Origin of the sequence: Cellulomonas shaoxiangyii, assembly GCF_004798685.1 — a bacterium.
Taxonomy (GTDB): Bacteria; Actinomycetota; Actinomycetes; order Actinomycetales; family Cellulomonadaceae; genus Cellulomonas; species Cellulomonas shaoxiangyii.
The window spans coordinates 2,356,247-2,371,877 of record NZ_CP039291.1 but is presented as its reverse complement, the minus strand read 5'-3'; the positions used below and the strand labels follow the sequence as shown (position 1 = coordinate 2,371,877).

The window sequence follows — 15,631 nt, the reverse complement described above, 5'->3', positions numbered from 1 at the left end:
GCCCGGCCCGTCCGGCGGCGCCCGTGCGCTCTGCGAGGATGGCCGGCGTGAGCCAGCGCAGCGTCGTCGTCCTCGGGTCCACCGGTTCCATCGGGACGCAGGCCCTCGACATCGTGGCCCGCAACCCGGACCGCTTCACCGTGACGGGCCTGTCCGCGGGCGGCGCCCACCCGGAGCTGCTCGTCGCGCAGGCACGCGCGCACCGGGTGCCGGTCGTCGCGGTCGCGGACCCCGCGGCGGCGCAGGGGCTGCGGGATGCGCTGCCGGGCACCACCGTGCTGGCCGGTCCCGACGCGGCGACCGAGCTGGCTGGCTCGGGCGCCGACGTCGTCCTCAACGGGATCACCGGGTCGGTCGGCCTGCTGCCGACGCTCGCCGCGCTGCGCGGGGGCAGCACGCTGGCGCTCGCGAACAAGGAGTCGCTCGTCGTCGGCGGCGCGCTCGTGCACGCGGCCGCCGTGCGGCCGGGGCAGATCGTGCCGGTCGACTCCGAGCACTCGGCGCTCGCGCAGGCCCTGCGCGCCGGTGACCGTGCGGAGGTCCGCCGGCTCGTGCTGACCGCCTCGGGCGGCCCGTTCCGGGGCTGGTCGGCCGACGAGGTGAAGGCGGCGACGCCGCAGCAGGCCCTCGCGCACCCGACGTGGGCGATGGGCCCGGTGGTCACCGTCAACTCGGCGAGCCTGGTCAACAAGGGGCTCGAGCTCATCGAGGCGCACCTGCTCTTCGACGTCCCGGTCGACGACATCGCGGTCGTCGTGCACCCGCAGTCGGTCGTGCACTCCATGGTCGAGTTCGTCGACGGCTCGACGATCGCCCAGGCGTCGCCGCCGGACATGCGCCTGCCCATCGCGCTCGGGCTCGCGTGGCCGGACCGCGTCCCGGGCGCCGCGGCGGCGTGCGACTGGGCCTCGGCGACGGCGTGGACGTTCGAGCCGCTCGACGAGGACGTCTTCCCTGCCGTGCGGCTCGCGCGCGAGGCGGTCGCGGCCTCGCCCACCCACCCCGCCGTCTACAACGCCGCGAACGAGGAGGCGGTGGCCGCGTTCCTGGGCGGGCGGATCGGGTTCGGCGACGTGGTGGACACGGTGCAGCGCGTCCTGGCCGAGCACGACGGGACGCCGGCCGCGGCGCTCACGCTGGACGCCGTGCTCGCCGCCGAGGACTGGGCGCGTGCACGCGCCCGGGAGCGGCTCGCGGCGCGCTGAGCCACGCCGCGGCTCAGCCGCCGGTCGCGTCGAGCACGCGCTCGGCCGGCGCGCTGGTGCGGCCGCGCCGCTCCTCCACGCGGTCCGCCCACGCGGCGGCGGCGCCGCGCACGGCGGCACGCGGGACGGCGGTCCGCACGCCGGGCCGGTGCCCCGCTGCGGGCGCCGTCGCGACCCACGGCAGCCCCACGAGCGGCGACTCGGTCCCGGTGAGCAGGTCCGCGAGCACCCGGCCCGCGAGGTTCGTCACGGCCGCGCCGTCGTGCCCGTCGGGGCCGCCGCCGACGGACCACGCCAGCCCGGTGCCCCGGTCCAGCCCGACGGTCCGCCGCCCGTCGGCCGCCGTCGTCACCGCGGCGTCCCAGGTGTGGCGCACGGCGTGGTCGTGGAGTGCGGGCAGCAGCTGCGGGACCCGCTCCGGCACGCCCGGTGCGCCGCCGGCCACGAGGCGGTCGTCCGCCGTGCGCACGAGGGTCAGGGGGCGGTTCCGGTCCTCGACGACGGTCACGCCCGTGCGCAGCCCGAGTGCGTCCCAGACGTCCCCCGGCAGCGCCCCCGTGGCGAGCAGCCGCACCGGTCGCCGCACCACCGGGACGGGCGACCCCGGGACGGCGAGCGCGCCGCCGGTGACGACGACGTGCCGGGCCCGGACCGTGCCCTGGTCGGTCACGACGGCCCGGGGCGCCACACGCAGCGCCCGGGTGTGCTCGGCGACGCGCCCGCCGCGCAGCTCGACCACGTGGGCGAGCCCGCGCACGAGCCGCAGCGGGTCGACGTGGGCCGCGTCGGGCGTCCAGGTGGCGGCGAGGACGCCGTCCGCGTGGACGTACCGGCCGGCGGCGACGGGGTCGAGCAGGTGCACCTCGTCGCCCCGCTGCGGCGCCGCGGCGGCGTCCGCCGCCAGCCGGTCGACCGCCGGGCCCGTCCGGGCGAGCCGCACGAGGCCGCCGTAGAGGAAGCCGGCGTCGATCTCCTCGGCGGCCAGGACGCCGCCGAGCTCGACGACCGAGTCGCGGAGCGCCGCGCGCAGCTCGCGCTCCGCCGCGGGGGCGTGCGCGACCGCGGCCGGCCGGCCGGCCGGCGCCGCGCCGGTCGAGCGTCCGGCGGTGCCCGCACCCGAGCGGCCGGCGTCGACCACCAGCACGTCGAGGGAGGGGTCGGCGTCCAGCAGGTAGTACGCCGCCCACAGCCCGGTCAGACCCGCTCCGACGACGACGACGTCGGCCGTCGTGTCGCCGTCGAGCGGCGGGCGGGGCGGCGCGGCACCGGGGTCGTCGGCGAGGAGCCGGTCCCACCACAGGACGCGGCGCAGCGGGTCGGTCGTCGGGGCCGGGCCGTCGTGGTCGTGCACCGATCCAACGTACCGGCCGTCGGAGTGACGGGTCGCGCACCGGCCGGGCCACCAGGGCCGTCGGCGCCGTCCGGTCACCGGGGTCGTGGCCGTCCGGCGCCCGGCCGTCCGGGTGGACCTCTCAGCGCGCTCCCAGGTCCCGCGGCGACGATGCCGCCCACGGGCATACCCTGTCCGCGCGACGGGCGACGGACCCGTCGCCCCCGCACGTGGCGGTCCGGCGGCGGTGCCCCGGAGCCGAGGAGGTGGAGCCGTGGAGGCGCTGGTCGGCGTGCTCGTGTTCGTCGTCGTGCTGCTCGCGTCGATCGCGCTGCACGAGGTCGGGCACATGGTCCCGGCCAAGCGGTTCGGGGTCCGTGTCAGCCAGTACATGGTCGGCTTCGGGCCGACCCTGTGGTCGCGGACGAAGGGTGAGACCGAGTACGGCGTCAAGGCGATCCCGCTGGGCGGGTTCGTCCGGCTCATCGGGATGTACCCGCCGGCGCAGGCCGTCGGTGCGCGCGAGCCGCGCACGTGGGCCCAGCGCCTCGCGGCCGACGCCCGCGCCGCGAGCGCGGAGGAGATCCGCCCCGGCGAGGACCACCGCGCCTTCTACCGCCTGTCGACGCCGAAGAAGCTCGTCGTCATGCTCGGCGGGCCGGTGATGAACCTGGTCATCGCGGTCGTCCTCGTCCTCGTCGCGTACGTCGGCATCGGCCTGCCGACCCCCGGCCTGACGCTCTCCTCGGTGTCCGAGTGCGTCGTGCCGGCGGACGCGCCGGCCGACCGCGGCTGCCGCCCGGAGGACCCGGCCGCGCCCGGTGCCGCCGCGGGCCTGCGCCCCGGCGACCGCGTCGTGTCCTACGACGGCGCGCCGGTCGGGTCCTGGGACCAGCTCACCGGGCTGATCCGGGGGTCCGGCGAGCAGCCGGTGCCGGTCGTCGTGGAGCGCGCCGGCGACGAGGTCGAGCTGACGGTCACGCCCGTCGTCGCCGAGCGCCCCGTGGTCGCGGACGACGGCACGTTCGTGACCGACGACGACGGCGAGGTCGTCACGCGCCCCGTCGGGTTCCTCGGGGTGTCGCCGCAGGAGGAGACGCAGCGCCAGTCGGTCGGCGACGCCCTCGCGTTCACGGCCGCGCGCACGTGGGACACGGTCTCGGTCGTCAGCACGCTCCCGGGGCGGGTCGCGGACCTCGTGGAGACCACCGTCACGGGCGGCGAGCGCGACCCGGACTCGATGGTCGGCGTCGTGGGGGTCGGCCGGTTCGCGGGCGAGATCGCGTCCCTGGAGGACGAGACGCTCGCGTCGCGCGCGGCGGGGCTGCTCTCGACGCTCGCGATGCTCAACCTCGCGCTCTTCGTCTTCAACCTCATCCCGCTGCCGCCGCTCGACGGCGGTCACGTGGCCGCGGCCCTGTGGGAGGGCGCGCGCCGGCAGGTCGCGCGCGTGCGCGGCGGCACGCGGCCCGCACCCTTCGACACCGCGCGGCTCGTGCCGCTCGCGTACTCGGTCTTCCTGGTCCTCGGGGCGGTCGGGCTGCTGCTGGTCTACGCGGACGTCGTGAACCCGGTGTCGGTGCTGTGAGCGGCGCCACGCGGGTGTGGGCGCCACCGGGGGTCGCGGGTGAGGGCTCGGTGAACGTCGGCGTCGCCGATCCGGGTGTGCCGCCGGTCGGTGGGATGATGGGGACGTGAGCACCCCGATCAGCCTCGGCATGCCGCAGGCACCGGTTCCGGTCCTGGCCCCGCGCCGGCCGTCCCGCAAGATCCGCGTCGGCAAGGTCGAGGTCGGCGGCGACGCACCCGTGTCGGTGCAGTCGATGACCACGACCCCGACGACCGACGTCAACGCGACGCTCCAGCAGATCGCCGAGCTGACCGCCTCCGGGTGCGACATCGTGCGCGTCGCCGTCCCCAGCCAGGACGACGCCGAGGCGCTGCCGATCATCGCGCGCAAGTCGCAGATCCCGGTCATCGCCGACATCCACTTCCAGCCGAAGTACGTGTTCGCCGCGATCGACGCCGGCTGCGCGGCCGTGCGCGTGAACCCCGGCAACATCCGCAAGTTCGACGACCAGGTGAGGGAGATCGCCCGCGCGGCCACCGACGCCGGCGTCTCGATCCGCATCGGTGTCAACGCCGGCTCCCTCGACCCCCGCCTGCTGGCCAAGTACGGCAAGGCGACGCCGGAGGCGCTCGTCGAGTCGGCCGTCTGGGAGGCGTCCCTGTTCGAGGAGCACGGGTTCCACGACTTCAAGATCAGCGTCAAGCACAACGACCCCGTCGTGATGGTGCGGGCGTACGAGCTCCTCGCCGCGCGCGGCGACTGGCCGCTGCACCTCGGCGTGACCGAGGCGGGCCCGGCGTTCCAGGGGACGATCAAGTCCGCGACCGCCTTCGGTGCGCTGCTGAGCAAGGGCATCGGGGACACGATCCGCGTCTCGCTGTCGGCGCCCCCGGTCGAGGAGGTCAAGGTCGGCATCCAGATCCTGCAGTCGCTGAACCTGCGGCCGCGCAAGCTGGAGATCGTGTCGTGCCCGTCGTGCGGGCGCGCGCAGGTCGACGTCTACACGCTCGCGGAGAAGGTGACCGCCGGCCTCGAGGGCATGGAGGTGCCGCTGCGCGTCGCCGTGATGGGCTGCGTCGTCAACGGGCCCGGCGAGGCGCGCGAGGCGGACCTCGGGGTGGCGTCCGGCAACGGCAAGGGGCAGATCTTCGTCAAGGGCGAGATCGTCAAGACCGTGCCGGAGTCGATGATCGTCGAGACCCTCATCGAGGAGGCCATGCGGATCGCGGACGCCATGGACCCCGTGGAGAGCGGCGCGGGCGCGCCGGTCGTCACCGTCGGTTGACGGGACCGTCCGCCACGACCGCGATGGGGTCCGACGCGCCCGGTACCCGGCACGCCGACGACCGGGCACCGAAGTGTGACGTGGGGCACAATCGGGCCATGACGGCTGTGCGCGCGACGGCGCGCGGGGGACGCACGGGGGCCGCGGTCCTCGACGACGGCGACGTCGCGGCGGCGCTGGCCGTCTGTGCGAGCGACCCCGTCGGGTCCGTGCTCGCCGCGAGCCGGCTCGAGCAGGCCGCCGCCACCGGGCTGCGCCGGGCCGGCGGCGAGCTGTGGGGCTACGCCGAGGACGACGAGCTGCGGGCAATCTGCTGGGCCGGGGCGAACCTCGTGCCGGTCCTCGCGACCGACGACGACGCGTCGGCGTCGCGCGCGCTGGCGGCGTTCGCCGCGCTGGGACGCACGCGCGGGCGGCGGTGCTCCTCGATCGTCGGTCCCGCGGACGCGGTCCTCGGGCTCTGGTCGCGGCTGCGCGGCGCGTGGCCGCTCGAGCGGGAGATCCGGGCGAGCCAGCCCTCCATGGTCATCGACGGCGACCCCGCCGTCGTCCCCGACCCCGCGGTGCGCCGCTCGGTGCCGGAGGAGTACGACGCCGTGCTCCCGGCCTGCGTGCGGATGTTCACGGAGGAGGTCGGGTACTCGCCGGTCAGCGGGCCGGGCGGTCCGTACGAGCAGCGGGTCCGGGCGCTCATCGAGCAAGGGCGTTCGTTCGTCCGGGTCGAGCGGCCCGCCGGCACGTGGCGGCGCCCGCGCGTCGTGTTCAAGGCCGAGGTCCCGGCCGTCGCCGGCGGCGTCGCCCAGGTCCAGGGCGTGTGGGTCGACCCCGAACGGCGCGGGGAGCGGCTCTCGGAGACCGGCATGGCGGCGGTCGTGCAGGCCACCCGGGCCGACATCGCCTCGACGGTGTCGCTCTACGTCAACGGGTACAACACGCGCGCGGTCCGGGCCTACCAGGCGGTCGGCTTCCGCCAGGTGGGGGAGTACGCCACGGTCCTGTTCTGACCGACGTGGCGGGACGGCTCAGCGCAGCAACCGCGACAGCCGCCGGTCCGCGAGCGGCTTCCCGCCGGTCTGGCACGTCGGGCAGTACTGCAGCGAGGAGTCGGCGAACGACACCTCGTGCACGGTGTCGCCGCACGGCGTGCCGTCCCAGCCGGGGCACGGCAGCCCGGTGCGCCCGTGCACGCGCATCCCCTGCCGCTTGGCGTCCTTGAGGTCCGCGGCGGGCTTGCCGGACGCGGCCTCGACCGCCTCGGTCAGCACGGTCCGGATCGCCTCGTGCAGGCGCTGCGTGCGCGCGTCGTCGTAGGAGCGCGTCGGTGCGAACGGGCTCGTGCGCGTCACCAGCAGGATCTCGTCGGAGTAGGCGTTGCCGATGCCGGCGATCGTGCCCTGGTCGCGCAGCAGGCCCTTGACCTGCTGGTTGCGTGCCGCGAGCAGCTCGCCCAGGCGCTCGGGGGTGAACGCGTCGGAGAGCGGCTCGACGCCCAGCGTCGCGATCTGCGGCACCTCGGCGGGGTCGGCGACCACGTGCACCGCCAGCCGCTTGCGGGTGCCCGCCTCGGTCAGGTCGAAGCCGGAGCCGTCGTCGAAGCCGACGCGCAGCGCGATGGGGGACTTGCCCGGGCGCGCCGGCCGGTCGGTCAGCGCGTCGTACCAGCGCACCCAGCCGGCGCGGGACAGGTGCCAGACGAGGTGCAGGACACCGTCGGCGGGCGTCTCGACGACCGTGTCCAGCCACTTCCCGTGGCGCCCGACGTCGAGCACCGTGCCCCCGCGCAGCGCGGTCGGCGCCGGGCGGAACGTCTTCAGCGCGCTGATCGCGGCGACCTCGACCCGGGTGACCGTGCGCCCGACCGTCCGCCCGCGCAGGTACTGCGCGAGCGCCTCGACCTCGGGCAGCTCCGGCACGGGCCCATCCTGGCCCAGGGCCTGCGCGCCCGCACCCCTCCGGCCCCGCGGACGGGGGTCGGCACGGCGCCCACTAGGCTCGCTCCCATGCTCCTGCGCATGTCCACGCTCTTCGTCCGCACCCTGCGCGAGGACCCCGCCGACGCCGAGGTGGCGAGCCACAGGCTCCTCGTGCGCGCGGGGTACATCCGCCGTGCCGCGCCCGGCATCTACACCTGGCTGCCGCTCGGGCTGCGGGTGCTGGCGAAGGTCGAGCGCGTGGTCCGCGAGGAGATGGACGCCATCGGCGCCCAGGAGGTGCACTTCCCGGCGCTGCTGCCCAAGGAGCCCTACGAGGCCACGGGCCGCTGGGCCGAGTACGGCCCGAACATCTTCCGCCTGAAGGACCGCAAGGGGGCCGACTACCTCCTCGCGCCCACGCACGAGGAGCTGTTCACCCTCCTGGTCAAGGACCTGTACTCGTCGTACAAGGACCTGCCGCTCGCGCTGTACCAGATCCAGACCAAGTACCGCGACGAGGCCCGCCCCCGCGCCGGCCTCATCCGCGGCCGCGAGTTCGTCATGAAGGACGCGTACTCGTTCGACGTGGACGACGAGGGCCTCGCGCGGGCGTACGAGGCCCAGCGGGCCGCCTACCAGCGCATCTTCCGGCGTCTCGGCCTCGAGTTCGTGATCGTCGCCGCCACGTCCGGCGCGATGGGCGGCTCCCGGTCCGAGGAGTTCCTCACGCCGACCGCGATCGGCGAGGACACCTTCGTCCGCTCGGCGGGCGGGTACGCGGCCAACGTCGAGGCCGTCACCACGCCGGTGCCCGAGCCCGTGGACCTCTCCGACGCGCCCGCCGCCCACGTCGAGGACACGCCGGACACGCCCACGATCGACTCGCTGGTCGCGCACGCGAACGCCCACCAGGCGCGTGCGGACCGCCCGTGGACGGCGGCCGACACGCTGAAGAACGTGGTCCTCGCGCTCGTGCACCCGACGGGTGAGCGCGAGCTCGTCGTCGTGGGCCTCCCCGGCGACCGCGAGGTCGACCTCAAGCGCCTCGAGGCGGGCGTCGCGCCCGCCGAGGTCGAGCCCGCCGGGGACGCGGACTTCGCCGCGCACCCGGAGCTGGTGCGCGGGTACCTCGGCCCCGGGGCGGTGGGGCCGAACGCGCCCGCCGGGCCGGACGGCGAGCGGGCGTCGGTGCGCTACATGCTCGACCCGCGCGTCGTGCCCGGCACCCGGTGGATCACGGGCGCGAACGAGCCGGGGCGGCACGTCTTCGACCTCGTCGCGGGCCGCGACTTCACGGCGGACGGCACCGTGGAGGCCGCCGAGGTGCGTGCCGGCGACCCGGCCCCCGACGGCTCGGGCCCGCTCGAGCTCGCGCGGGGCATCGAGATCGGCCACATCTTCCAGCTCGGCCGCAAGTACGCGCAGGCGCTGGGGCTGACGGTGCTCGACCGGAACGGCAAGTCCGTCGTCGTCACCATGGGGTCCTACGGCATCGGCGTCACGCGCGTGCTGGCGGCGCTCGCCGAGGCCCACCACGACGAGCGCGGCCTCGCATGGCCCGCGCACGTCGCACCGGCCCACGTGCACGTGGTCGCGACCGGCAAGGACGAGGCGGTGTTCGCGGCCGCCGAGGCGCTCGCCACGACCCTCTCCGCGCGCGGCGTCGAGGTCCTCTACGACGACCGGCCGAAGGTGTCGCCTGGCGTGAAGTTCGCCGACGCCGAGCTGCTCGGCGTCCCGCTCGTCGTGGTGGTCGGGCGCGGTCTCGCGGACGGCGTCGTCGAGGTGCGCCCGCGGGCCGGCGGGACCGCCGAGCAGGTCTCGGTGCACGCCGCGGCGGACCGCGTCGCCGAGCTCGTGGACGGGCTCCTCGCCGGCTGATCCCGGGAGGGGCACCGCGGCGCCGGGGTCAGCGCCGGGCTGCCGTGCGCCCGCCCTACGGGGACGGGTGACGGCTCCGCGGCGGCTCGACGCGCGGACGCTCAGCCGAGCGTCTCGGTTGCCAGCTCCGGGACGCCGGGGAACGGCACGGACGCCGCACCGCGCGCGGCCGCCGCGGCGTGCGCCTGGCGCAGGCCGGCGACGAGGTCGGCGCGCGACCCGGGGGCGGCCGCGGCCACGGCGGCGGCGTACGCGTCGGCGACGCCCGACTCCAGGCGGCGCACGAGGTCGTCGAGGACGGCCGGGTCGTCCAGGCCCCCCGGCAGCGCGTACGCCGCGCGCCGCGGGTCGCCGGCGCGTCCCGCGACGCCGGCCGTCGCAGCCCACCGGTTCGCGTCGGCGCGGTGGCGCGCCGCGGCCTCGACGGCCCGCGCGCGCGCGTCGTCGGAGACGCGCGCGGCGACCACCTCGTACCCGTAGGCGGCCTCGTCGTGCGCGAGGGCGAGGGCCACCAGGGCGGCGGTGCCCGTCCCGGGCGCCTCACCGCCCGGGGACGACGACGCACTCGCGGTCGCCCCGGGCGTCACCCCGGGCGTGGCCTGGTCCGCCTCGTCCGCCGAACCGTCCGGCGCCCCGTCCGCCGCGGCGCCGGCCGCGGGTCGCGGCAGCGCCGTGGCGGCGGACAGGCGGTCGGCGAGCTCGTCGCGGGACGTGGCGACGGAGGCGACGAGCCGGGCCAGGGGACCGTCGGTCACGGTGTCGGCGTCGTCGGCCGCGACGGCCGCGTCGTCGACGAGCTCGGCCAGCAGGGTCGCCGCGTCGGGGGCACCGGCGGGTGTCGTGGTGGTCGAGGTCGAGGCCGAGGCCGTGGGCGCCGGGTCGGGCAGCCCCGAGTCGTAGACGCCGCCGGCCGCCTCGGCGTGCCGCGCGGAGAACGCCGCGACGTCCAGCAGGACCGTGCGCTCCGGACCCTCCGGGACGACGGCCGCAAGGGCGTCGGCGTCGGCGGCGAGGTCCAGCGCGTCGGCCACGGTGCGCGCGCGCACCTGCTCGAGCGCGTCCGGGGACGGCTCGACCGGCGGCGGCGTCTCGAGCCGCAGCCCGCAGGCCGCCAGCGGCAGCACCGCGGCGAGGGCGACCGCGGCACGCAGGCGCGCGCGGGTGCGCGGGCGGCGGGCCGGGGCGGGGGCAGCGGGACGGTCCATCGGGCGCGATCCTCCCATGCGCGTGCGGGCGCGAGGCGCAGCACGGCACCGCCCCGGGGACGGAGGGTGCCGCCCGAGTCGTTACGCTGGGGGCCCACAACGTCACCAGGGTCGCCGCTCGTGCCGCCCACGCCGAGAGCCGACAGGAGGCCGTGTCATGGTCGCGCCAGCAGCCGCACCCCGGGTGCGGGAGGTCGTGGAGCCCGCCGTCACGGCTGCCGGGCTCCTGCTGGAGGGCCTGCACGTCGCCGGCGCGGGTTCCCGGACCGTGGTCCGCGTGGTCGTCGACCAGACGGCCGAGGACGAGCGCGAGCTCGACCTGGACCGCATCGGCGAGGTGACGCAGGCCGTGTCCGACGCGCTCGACGCGACCGACGTGCTCCCCGACGCCTACACGCTCGAGGTCAGCAGCCCCGGGGTCGACCGGCCCCTGACGGAGCCGCGGCACTGGCGGCGCGCGGTCGGCCGGTCCGTCACGCTCGTCCGCGCGGACGGCACGGTCGTGGCCGGGCGCCTCACCGAGGTGGGCGCCGGCGCGGCCCCGGACGTCGTGGTCGTGCCCGTGACCGACCCCGGGAAGGGTCGCCGGCCGAAGGAGGGGGCGCCCGTCGCGGTGCCCTGGCCCGACGTGCGGTCGGGACGGGTGGAGGTGGACCTGAGCGGCGCGGCCGGCCAGGACGACGACGTGGAGACCGAGGACTGACGTGGACATCGACATGCAGGCGCTGCGCCTGATCGAGCGCGAGCGGGAGATCAGCCTCGACGTGCTCGTCGAGGCGATCGAGCAGGCGCTGCTCTCGGCGTACCACCGCACGCCGGGGGCGCAGCAGCGGGCCCGGGTCGAGGTGGACCGCCGCTCGGGGCACGTGACCGTGTGGGCGAAGGACCCGGTCGACCCGGAGCAGCCGGACGCCGAGACGCCGGAGTACGAGGACACCCCCGCGGGCTTCGGCCGCATCGCGACCGCGACCGCGCGCCAGGTGATCGTGCAGCGCCTGCGCGACGCCGAGGACGACCAGGTGCTCGGGCAGTTCCGCGGCAAGGCGGGGGAGGTGCTCGGCGGCGTCATCCAGCAGGGCCGCGACCCGCGCACCGTGCTGGTGGACCTGGGGGGCGTCGAGGGGGTGCTGCCGCAGCACGAGCAGGTGCCGGGCGAGAAGTACGTGCACGGCGAGCGGCTGCGCGCGTACGTCCTCGACGTCGCGCGGGGCGCGCGCGGCCCGCAGATCACGCTGTCGCGCACGCACCCGAACCTGGTCCGCAAGCTGTTCGCGCTCGAGGTCCCGGAGATCGCCGACGGCACGGTCGAGATCACCGCGCTGGCGCGCGAGGCGGGGCACCGCAGCAAGATGGCCGTGCGCGCGACCCTGCCCGGCGTCAACGCCAAGGGCGCCTGCATCGGCCCGATGGGCGGGCGCGTGCGGGCCGTCATGACCGAGCTGCACGGCGAGAAGATCGACATCGTCGACCACGCGGACGACCCGGCCGCGATGGTGGCCCACGCGCTCTCACCGGCCCGTGTGCTGTCCGTCACGGTCGTCGACCCCGAGGCGCGCGCCGCCCGGGTGGTCGTGCCGGACTACCAGCTGTCCCTCGCGATCGGCAAGGAGGGCCAGAACGCGCGCCTCGCCGCCAAGCTGACGGGCTGGCGGATCGACATCCGGTCCGACGCCCAGGAGTCCGGCGACGGGCGCGACGACCGTCCCGCGGACGCGACGGACGGGACCTCCGGTCACGCACGGTGAGGCGGCACGGTAGACTGACGGAGGCTGGGCCGGAAGGCCGGCTCTCCTCGCCGAGCAGGCGGACCCCCGATCCCGTGCCTCCCGTGCCCGATCTGGGTCCGGTGCGCACGTGCGTGGGGTGCCGCTCGACCGGTCCGAGATCGGCCCTGCTGAGGGTGGTGCTGGAACGCGAGACCACGGGTGATCCCGTGCTCGTCGTGGACGAGCGTCGCCGGATGCCGGGCCGGGGTGCGTGGCTGCACCCCGATCCGCACTGTCTCGAGCTCGCCGTCCGTCGGCGGGCGTTCGGGCGGGCCCTGCGACACGCAGGCACGCTCGACACGGAGGCGGTCTCCGGTGCCGTCACGCGGCACGCGGACCAGCAGCAGCCACAGCCGCAGCACGACGGCGCCGGGACCACACCGACGCCGACCGTCGACAGGGAAAGCGGGTTGGAAGCCGATGGCGACCCGATGAGCACGCAGCGATGAGTGCCCGACGATGACTACCCAGCACTAACGACGGTCCGACCTGTCCGGGCGGACCGAGACAGGAGAGATGTGGCCAAGGTCCGCGTCTACGAGCTCGCCAAGGAGCTCGGAGTCGATAGCAAGACCCTCATGGGCAAGCTCGGCGAGCTCGGAGAGTTCGTCCGTTCGGCGTCCTCGACCATCGAGCCGCCCGTCGTGCGCAAGCTGCGCGACACCTATCCCGCCGCTGGTGGCAACGGCTCTGCCGCGCGCCCCGCGCCGGCACCGCGCCCCGCGGCGCCTGCCGCGTCCGCACCGGCTCCCGCAGCTCCGGCAGCCCCGGTGGCGCCCCCGGCCCCGTCCGCGCCTGCACCCTCCGCGCCGGCTCCGGCAGCTCCTGCCGCGTCGGCGCCGGCTCCCGGTCCGCGCCCCGCAGCGTCCGCACCGGCACCCGCGCCGGCTCCCGCTCCGGCGGCTCCCGCAGCACCGGCGCCCGCCCCCCGCGCGCCGCAGGCCCCCGCGGCCCGTCCTGCTCCCGCTGCCCGCCCCGGCGCCCCGCGCCCCGGTGGCCAGGGTGGCGGTCAGGGCGGTGGCGCAGGTCGTCCCGGTGGTGCGCGTCCCGCCGGCCGTCCGGGCAACAACCCGTTCGCGCCCTCGCAGGGCATGCCGCGCCAGGGTGAGCGTCCGGGCGGCCCGCGTCCCGGCGGTCCCCGTCCGGGCAACAACCCGTTCGCCCCCTCGCAGGGGATGCCGCGTCCCGGCGAGCGCCGGCAGGCGCCCGAGGGCGCTCCCGCCGCCGCGGCGGGCGACCGTCCCGGCGGTCCGCGTCCGGCCCCGCGTCCGGGCGGTCCCCGCCCGAACCCGGGCATGATGCCCGGCCGTACGTCCAGCGGCGTCGGTCGTCCCGGCGAGCGTCCCGCGGCCCCCGGCCGCGGTGGCCCCGGTGGCGGTCGTGGGGGCGGTGGCGGCGGTTACGCCGGTCGTCCCGGCGGCGGCGCACCCGGTGGCGGTGGCGGCTTCGCCGGTCGTCCCGGCGGTGGCGGCGGTCGTCCCGGCGGTGCCGGTCGCGGCAGCACGCAGGGCGCCTTCGGGCGTGCCGGCGGCCGTCCGGTCCGTGGGCGGAAGTCGAAGCGGGCCAAGCGCCAGGAGTTCGAGGCCATGCAGGCCCCGTCGCTCGGTGGCGTCAGCGTCCCGCGCGGCAACGGCTCGACGGTCATCCGGCTGCGGCACGGGTCGTCGCTGAACGACTTCGCCGACAAGATCGACGCCAACCCGGCGGCGCTCGTGACGGTGCTCTTCCACCTCGGCGAGATGGCCACGGCCACCCAGTCGCTGGACGAGGACACGTTCGGCACGCTCGCGACCGAGCTCGGGTACGTCATCGAGATGGTGTCGGCCGAGGAGGAGGACCGCGAGCTGCTCGGGTCCTTCGACATCGACCTCGACGCCGAGCTCGAGGCCGAGGGCGACGACGAGCTCACGGCGCGTCCGCCGGTCGTCACCGTCATGGGTCACGTCGACCACGGCAAGACCAAGCTCCTCGACGCCATCCGCTCCACGGACGTCGTCGCGGGCGAGGCCGGTGGCATCACGCAGCACATCGGTGCCTACCAGGTGCGCACCGAGCACGAGGGCCGGGACCGGGCCATCACGTTCATCGACACCCCGGGCCACGAGGCGTTCACCGCCATGCGTGCCCGTGGTGCGCAGGTCACCGACATCGCGATCCTCGTGGTCGCGGCCGATGACGGCGTGATGCCGCAGACGATCGAGGCGCTCAACCACGCGCAGGCGGCGAACGTGCCGATCGTCGTGGCGGTCAACAAGGTGGACAAGGAGGGGGCCAACCCCGACAAGATCCGCCAGCAGCTGACCGAGTACAACCTCGTGGCCGAGGAGTACGGCGGCGACACGATGTTCGTCAACGTGTCGGCGAAGCAGCGCATGGGCATCGAGGACCTCCTCGAGGCCGTCCTGCTCACGGCCGACGCGTCGCTCGACCTGCGGGCGAACCCCGACAAGGACGCGCGCGGCGTGGCCATCGAGGCGAACCTCGACAAGGGGCGTGGTGCGGTCGCGACCGTGCTCGTCCAGTCGGGCACGCTGCACGTCGGCGACGCGATCGTCGCGGGCACGGCCCACGGCCGCGTCCGTGCGATGTTCGACGAGCACGGCGACAACGTCACCGAGGCGGGCCCGGCACGTCCGGTCCAGGTCCTCGGCCTGGCGTCGGTCCCGAGCGCCGGCGACACGTTCCTCGTGGCGCCCGACGAGCGCACCGCCCGGCAGATCGCGGAGAAGCGCGAGGCCGCCGAGCGCGCCGCCCTCCTGGCCAAGCGCCGCAAGCGCATCAGCCTCGAGGACTTCACGCAGGCGCTGCAGCAGGGCAAGGTCGAGACCCTCAACCTGGTCCTCAAGGGCGACGTGTCCGGTGCCGTCGAGGCGCTCGAGGACGCCCTGCTCAAGATCGACGTGGGCGAGGAGGTCGAGCTGCGCGTCATCCACCGCGGGGTGGGTGCCATCACGCAGAACGACGTCAACCTCGCCACGGTCGACAACGCGATCATCATCGGCTTCAACGTGAAGTTCGCGGAGCGCGTCGAGGACCTGGCCGACCGCGAGGGCGTCGACGTGCGCTTCTACTCGGTCATCTACCAGGCGATCGACGACGTCGAGGCGGCCCTCAAGGGCATGCTCAAGCCGGAGTACGAGGAGGTGCAGCTCGGTTCCGCCGAGGTGCGCGAGGTCTTCCGCTCCTCCAAGTTCGGCAACATCGCCGGGTCGATCGTCCGCTCGGGCGAGATCCGACGGAACAGCAAGGCGCGCGTCCTGCGCCGCGGCAAGGTCGTGGGCGACAACCTCACGATCGAGTCGCTCAAGCGGTTCAAGGACGACGCCACGGAGGTCCGCGAGGGCTTCGAGTGCGGTATCGGCCTCGGGTCGTTCAACGACCTCCAGGTCGAGGACGTCATCGAGACGTGGGAGATGCGCGAGAAGCCGCGCAAGTGACGTGTCAGCGCGGGGGCGGGCCGACGGCTCGCCCCCGCG

Annotated in this window: 12 protein-coding genes; 9 read left to right on the top strand and 3 right to left on the bottom strand. The window is 76.0% G+C overall.

Annotation, left to right across the window (positions count from 1 at the left end; translation table 11 throughout):
• The first annotated feature begins 38 nt into the window (after positions 1-38).
• On the top strand, positions 39-1,205 hold the full coding sequence (dxr, locus tag E5225_RS10715) for a 1-deoxy-D-xylulose-5-phosphate reductoisomerase (RefSeq protein ID WP_135974399.1): 1,167 nt from the start codon (positions 39-41) through the stop codon (positions 1,203-1,205).
• A 13-nt stretch (positions 1,206-1,218) separates the two neighbouring features.
• Here dxr and E5225_RS10710 read toward each other — a convergent pair whose 3' ends face one another.
• On the bottom strand, positions 1,219-2,556 hold the full coding sequence (locus tag E5225_RS10710; RefSeq protein WP_167306018.1) for an NAD(P)/FAD-dependent oxidoreductase: 1,338 nt from the start codon (positions 2,554-2,556) through the stop codon (positions 1,219-1,221).
• A gap of 253 nt (positions 2,557-2,809) precedes the next feature.
• Here E5225_RS10710 and E5225_RS10705 point away from each other — a divergent pair, with 253 nt between their 5' ends.
• The 3 genes from E5225_RS10705 (at position 2,810) to E5225_RS10695 (ending at position 6,394) form a co-directional block, all read left to right on the top strand.
• On the top strand, positions 2,810-4,123 hold the full coding sequence (locus tag E5225_RS10705) for a M50 family metallopeptidase (RefSeq protein WP_135975266.1): 1,314 nt from the start codon (positions 2,810-2,812) through the stop codon (positions 4,121-4,123).
• A gap of 130 nt (positions 4,124-4,253) precedes the next feature.
• Entirely contained in the window at positions 4,254-5,390 is a 1,137-nt protein-coding gene (gene ispG / locus E5225_RS10700) for a flavodoxin-dependent (E)-4-hydroxy-3-methylbut-2-enyl-diphosphate synthase (protein WP_208012633.1), read from the top strand.
• Between the two features lie 98 nt (positions 5,391-5,488).
• Positions 5,489-6,394 (top strand): GNAT family N-acetyltransferase, encoded by a 906-nt coding sequence (locus E5225_RS10695; protein ID WP_135975270.1) that lies wholly within the window; start codon positions 5,489-5,491, stop codon positions 6,392-6,394.
• A gap of 18 nt (positions 6,395-6,412) precedes the next feature.
• Here the strand turns inward: E5225_RS10695 and E5225_RS10690 are convergent, their stop codons facing one another.
• Positions 6,413-7,303 (bottom strand): Fpg/Nei family DNA glycosylase, encoded by an 891-nt coding sequence (locus E5225_RS10690; protein ID WP_135975273.1) that lies wholly within the window; start codon positions 7,301-7,303, stop codon positions 6,413-6,415.
• A gap of 87 nt (positions 7,304-7,390) precedes the next feature.
• On the opposite strand from E5225_RS10690, the gene E5225_RS10685 reads away from it, so the two are divergent.
• On the top strand, positions 7,391-9,184 hold the full coding sequence (locus E5225_RS10685; protein ID WP_135975275.1) for a proline--tRNA ligase: 1,794 nt from the start codon (positions 7,391-7,393) through the stop codon (positions 9,182-9,184).
• A 101-nt stretch (positions 9,185-9,285) separates the two neighbouring features.
• On the opposite strand, the gene E5225_RS10680 is transcribed toward E5225_RS10685, so the two are convergent.
• On the bottom strand, positions 9,286-10,389 hold the full coding sequence (locus tag E5225_RS10680) for a DUF4439 domain-containing protein (protein WP_136225416.1): 1,104 nt from the start codon (positions 10,387-10,389) through the stop codon (positions 9,286-9,288).
• 157 nt (positions 10,390-10,546) lie between these two features.
• Between E5225_RS10680 and E5225_RS10675 the strand changes: the two genes are divergently transcribed.
• The 4 genes from E5225_RS10675 (at position 10,547) to infB (ending at position 15,592) form a co-directional block, all read left to right on the top strand.
• Positions 10,547-11,092, top strand: a complete 546-nt coding sequence (locus E5225_RS10675) for a ribosome maturation factor RimP (RefSeq protein WP_135975579.1) — start codon at positions 10,547-10,549, stop codon at positions 11,090-11,092.
• A 1-nt stretch (position 11,093) separates the two neighbouring features.
• Entirely contained in the window at positions 11,094-12,134 is a 1,041-nt protein-coding gene (gene nusA / locus E5225_RS10670; protein ID WP_135975581.1) for a transcription termination factor NusA, read from the top strand.
• The gene (locus E5225_RS10665) at positions 12,131-12,604 is read left to right on the top strand and encodes a YlxR family protein (RefSeq protein ID WP_135975583.1); all 474 of its coding nucleotides are present in this window, start codon (positions 12,131-12,133) and stop codon (positions 12,602-12,604) included. Before nusA ends, E5225_RS10665 begins: the two co-directional genes overlap by 4 nt.
• Before the next feature lie 69 nt (positions 12,605-12,673).
• Positions 12,674-15,592 (top strand): translation initiation factor IF-2, encoded by a 2,919-nt coding sequence (gene infB / locus E5225_RS10660; protein ID WP_136225414.1) that lies wholly within the window; start codon positions 12,674-12,676, stop codon positions 15,590-15,592.
• Positions 15,593-15,631 lie beyond the last annotated feature (39 nt).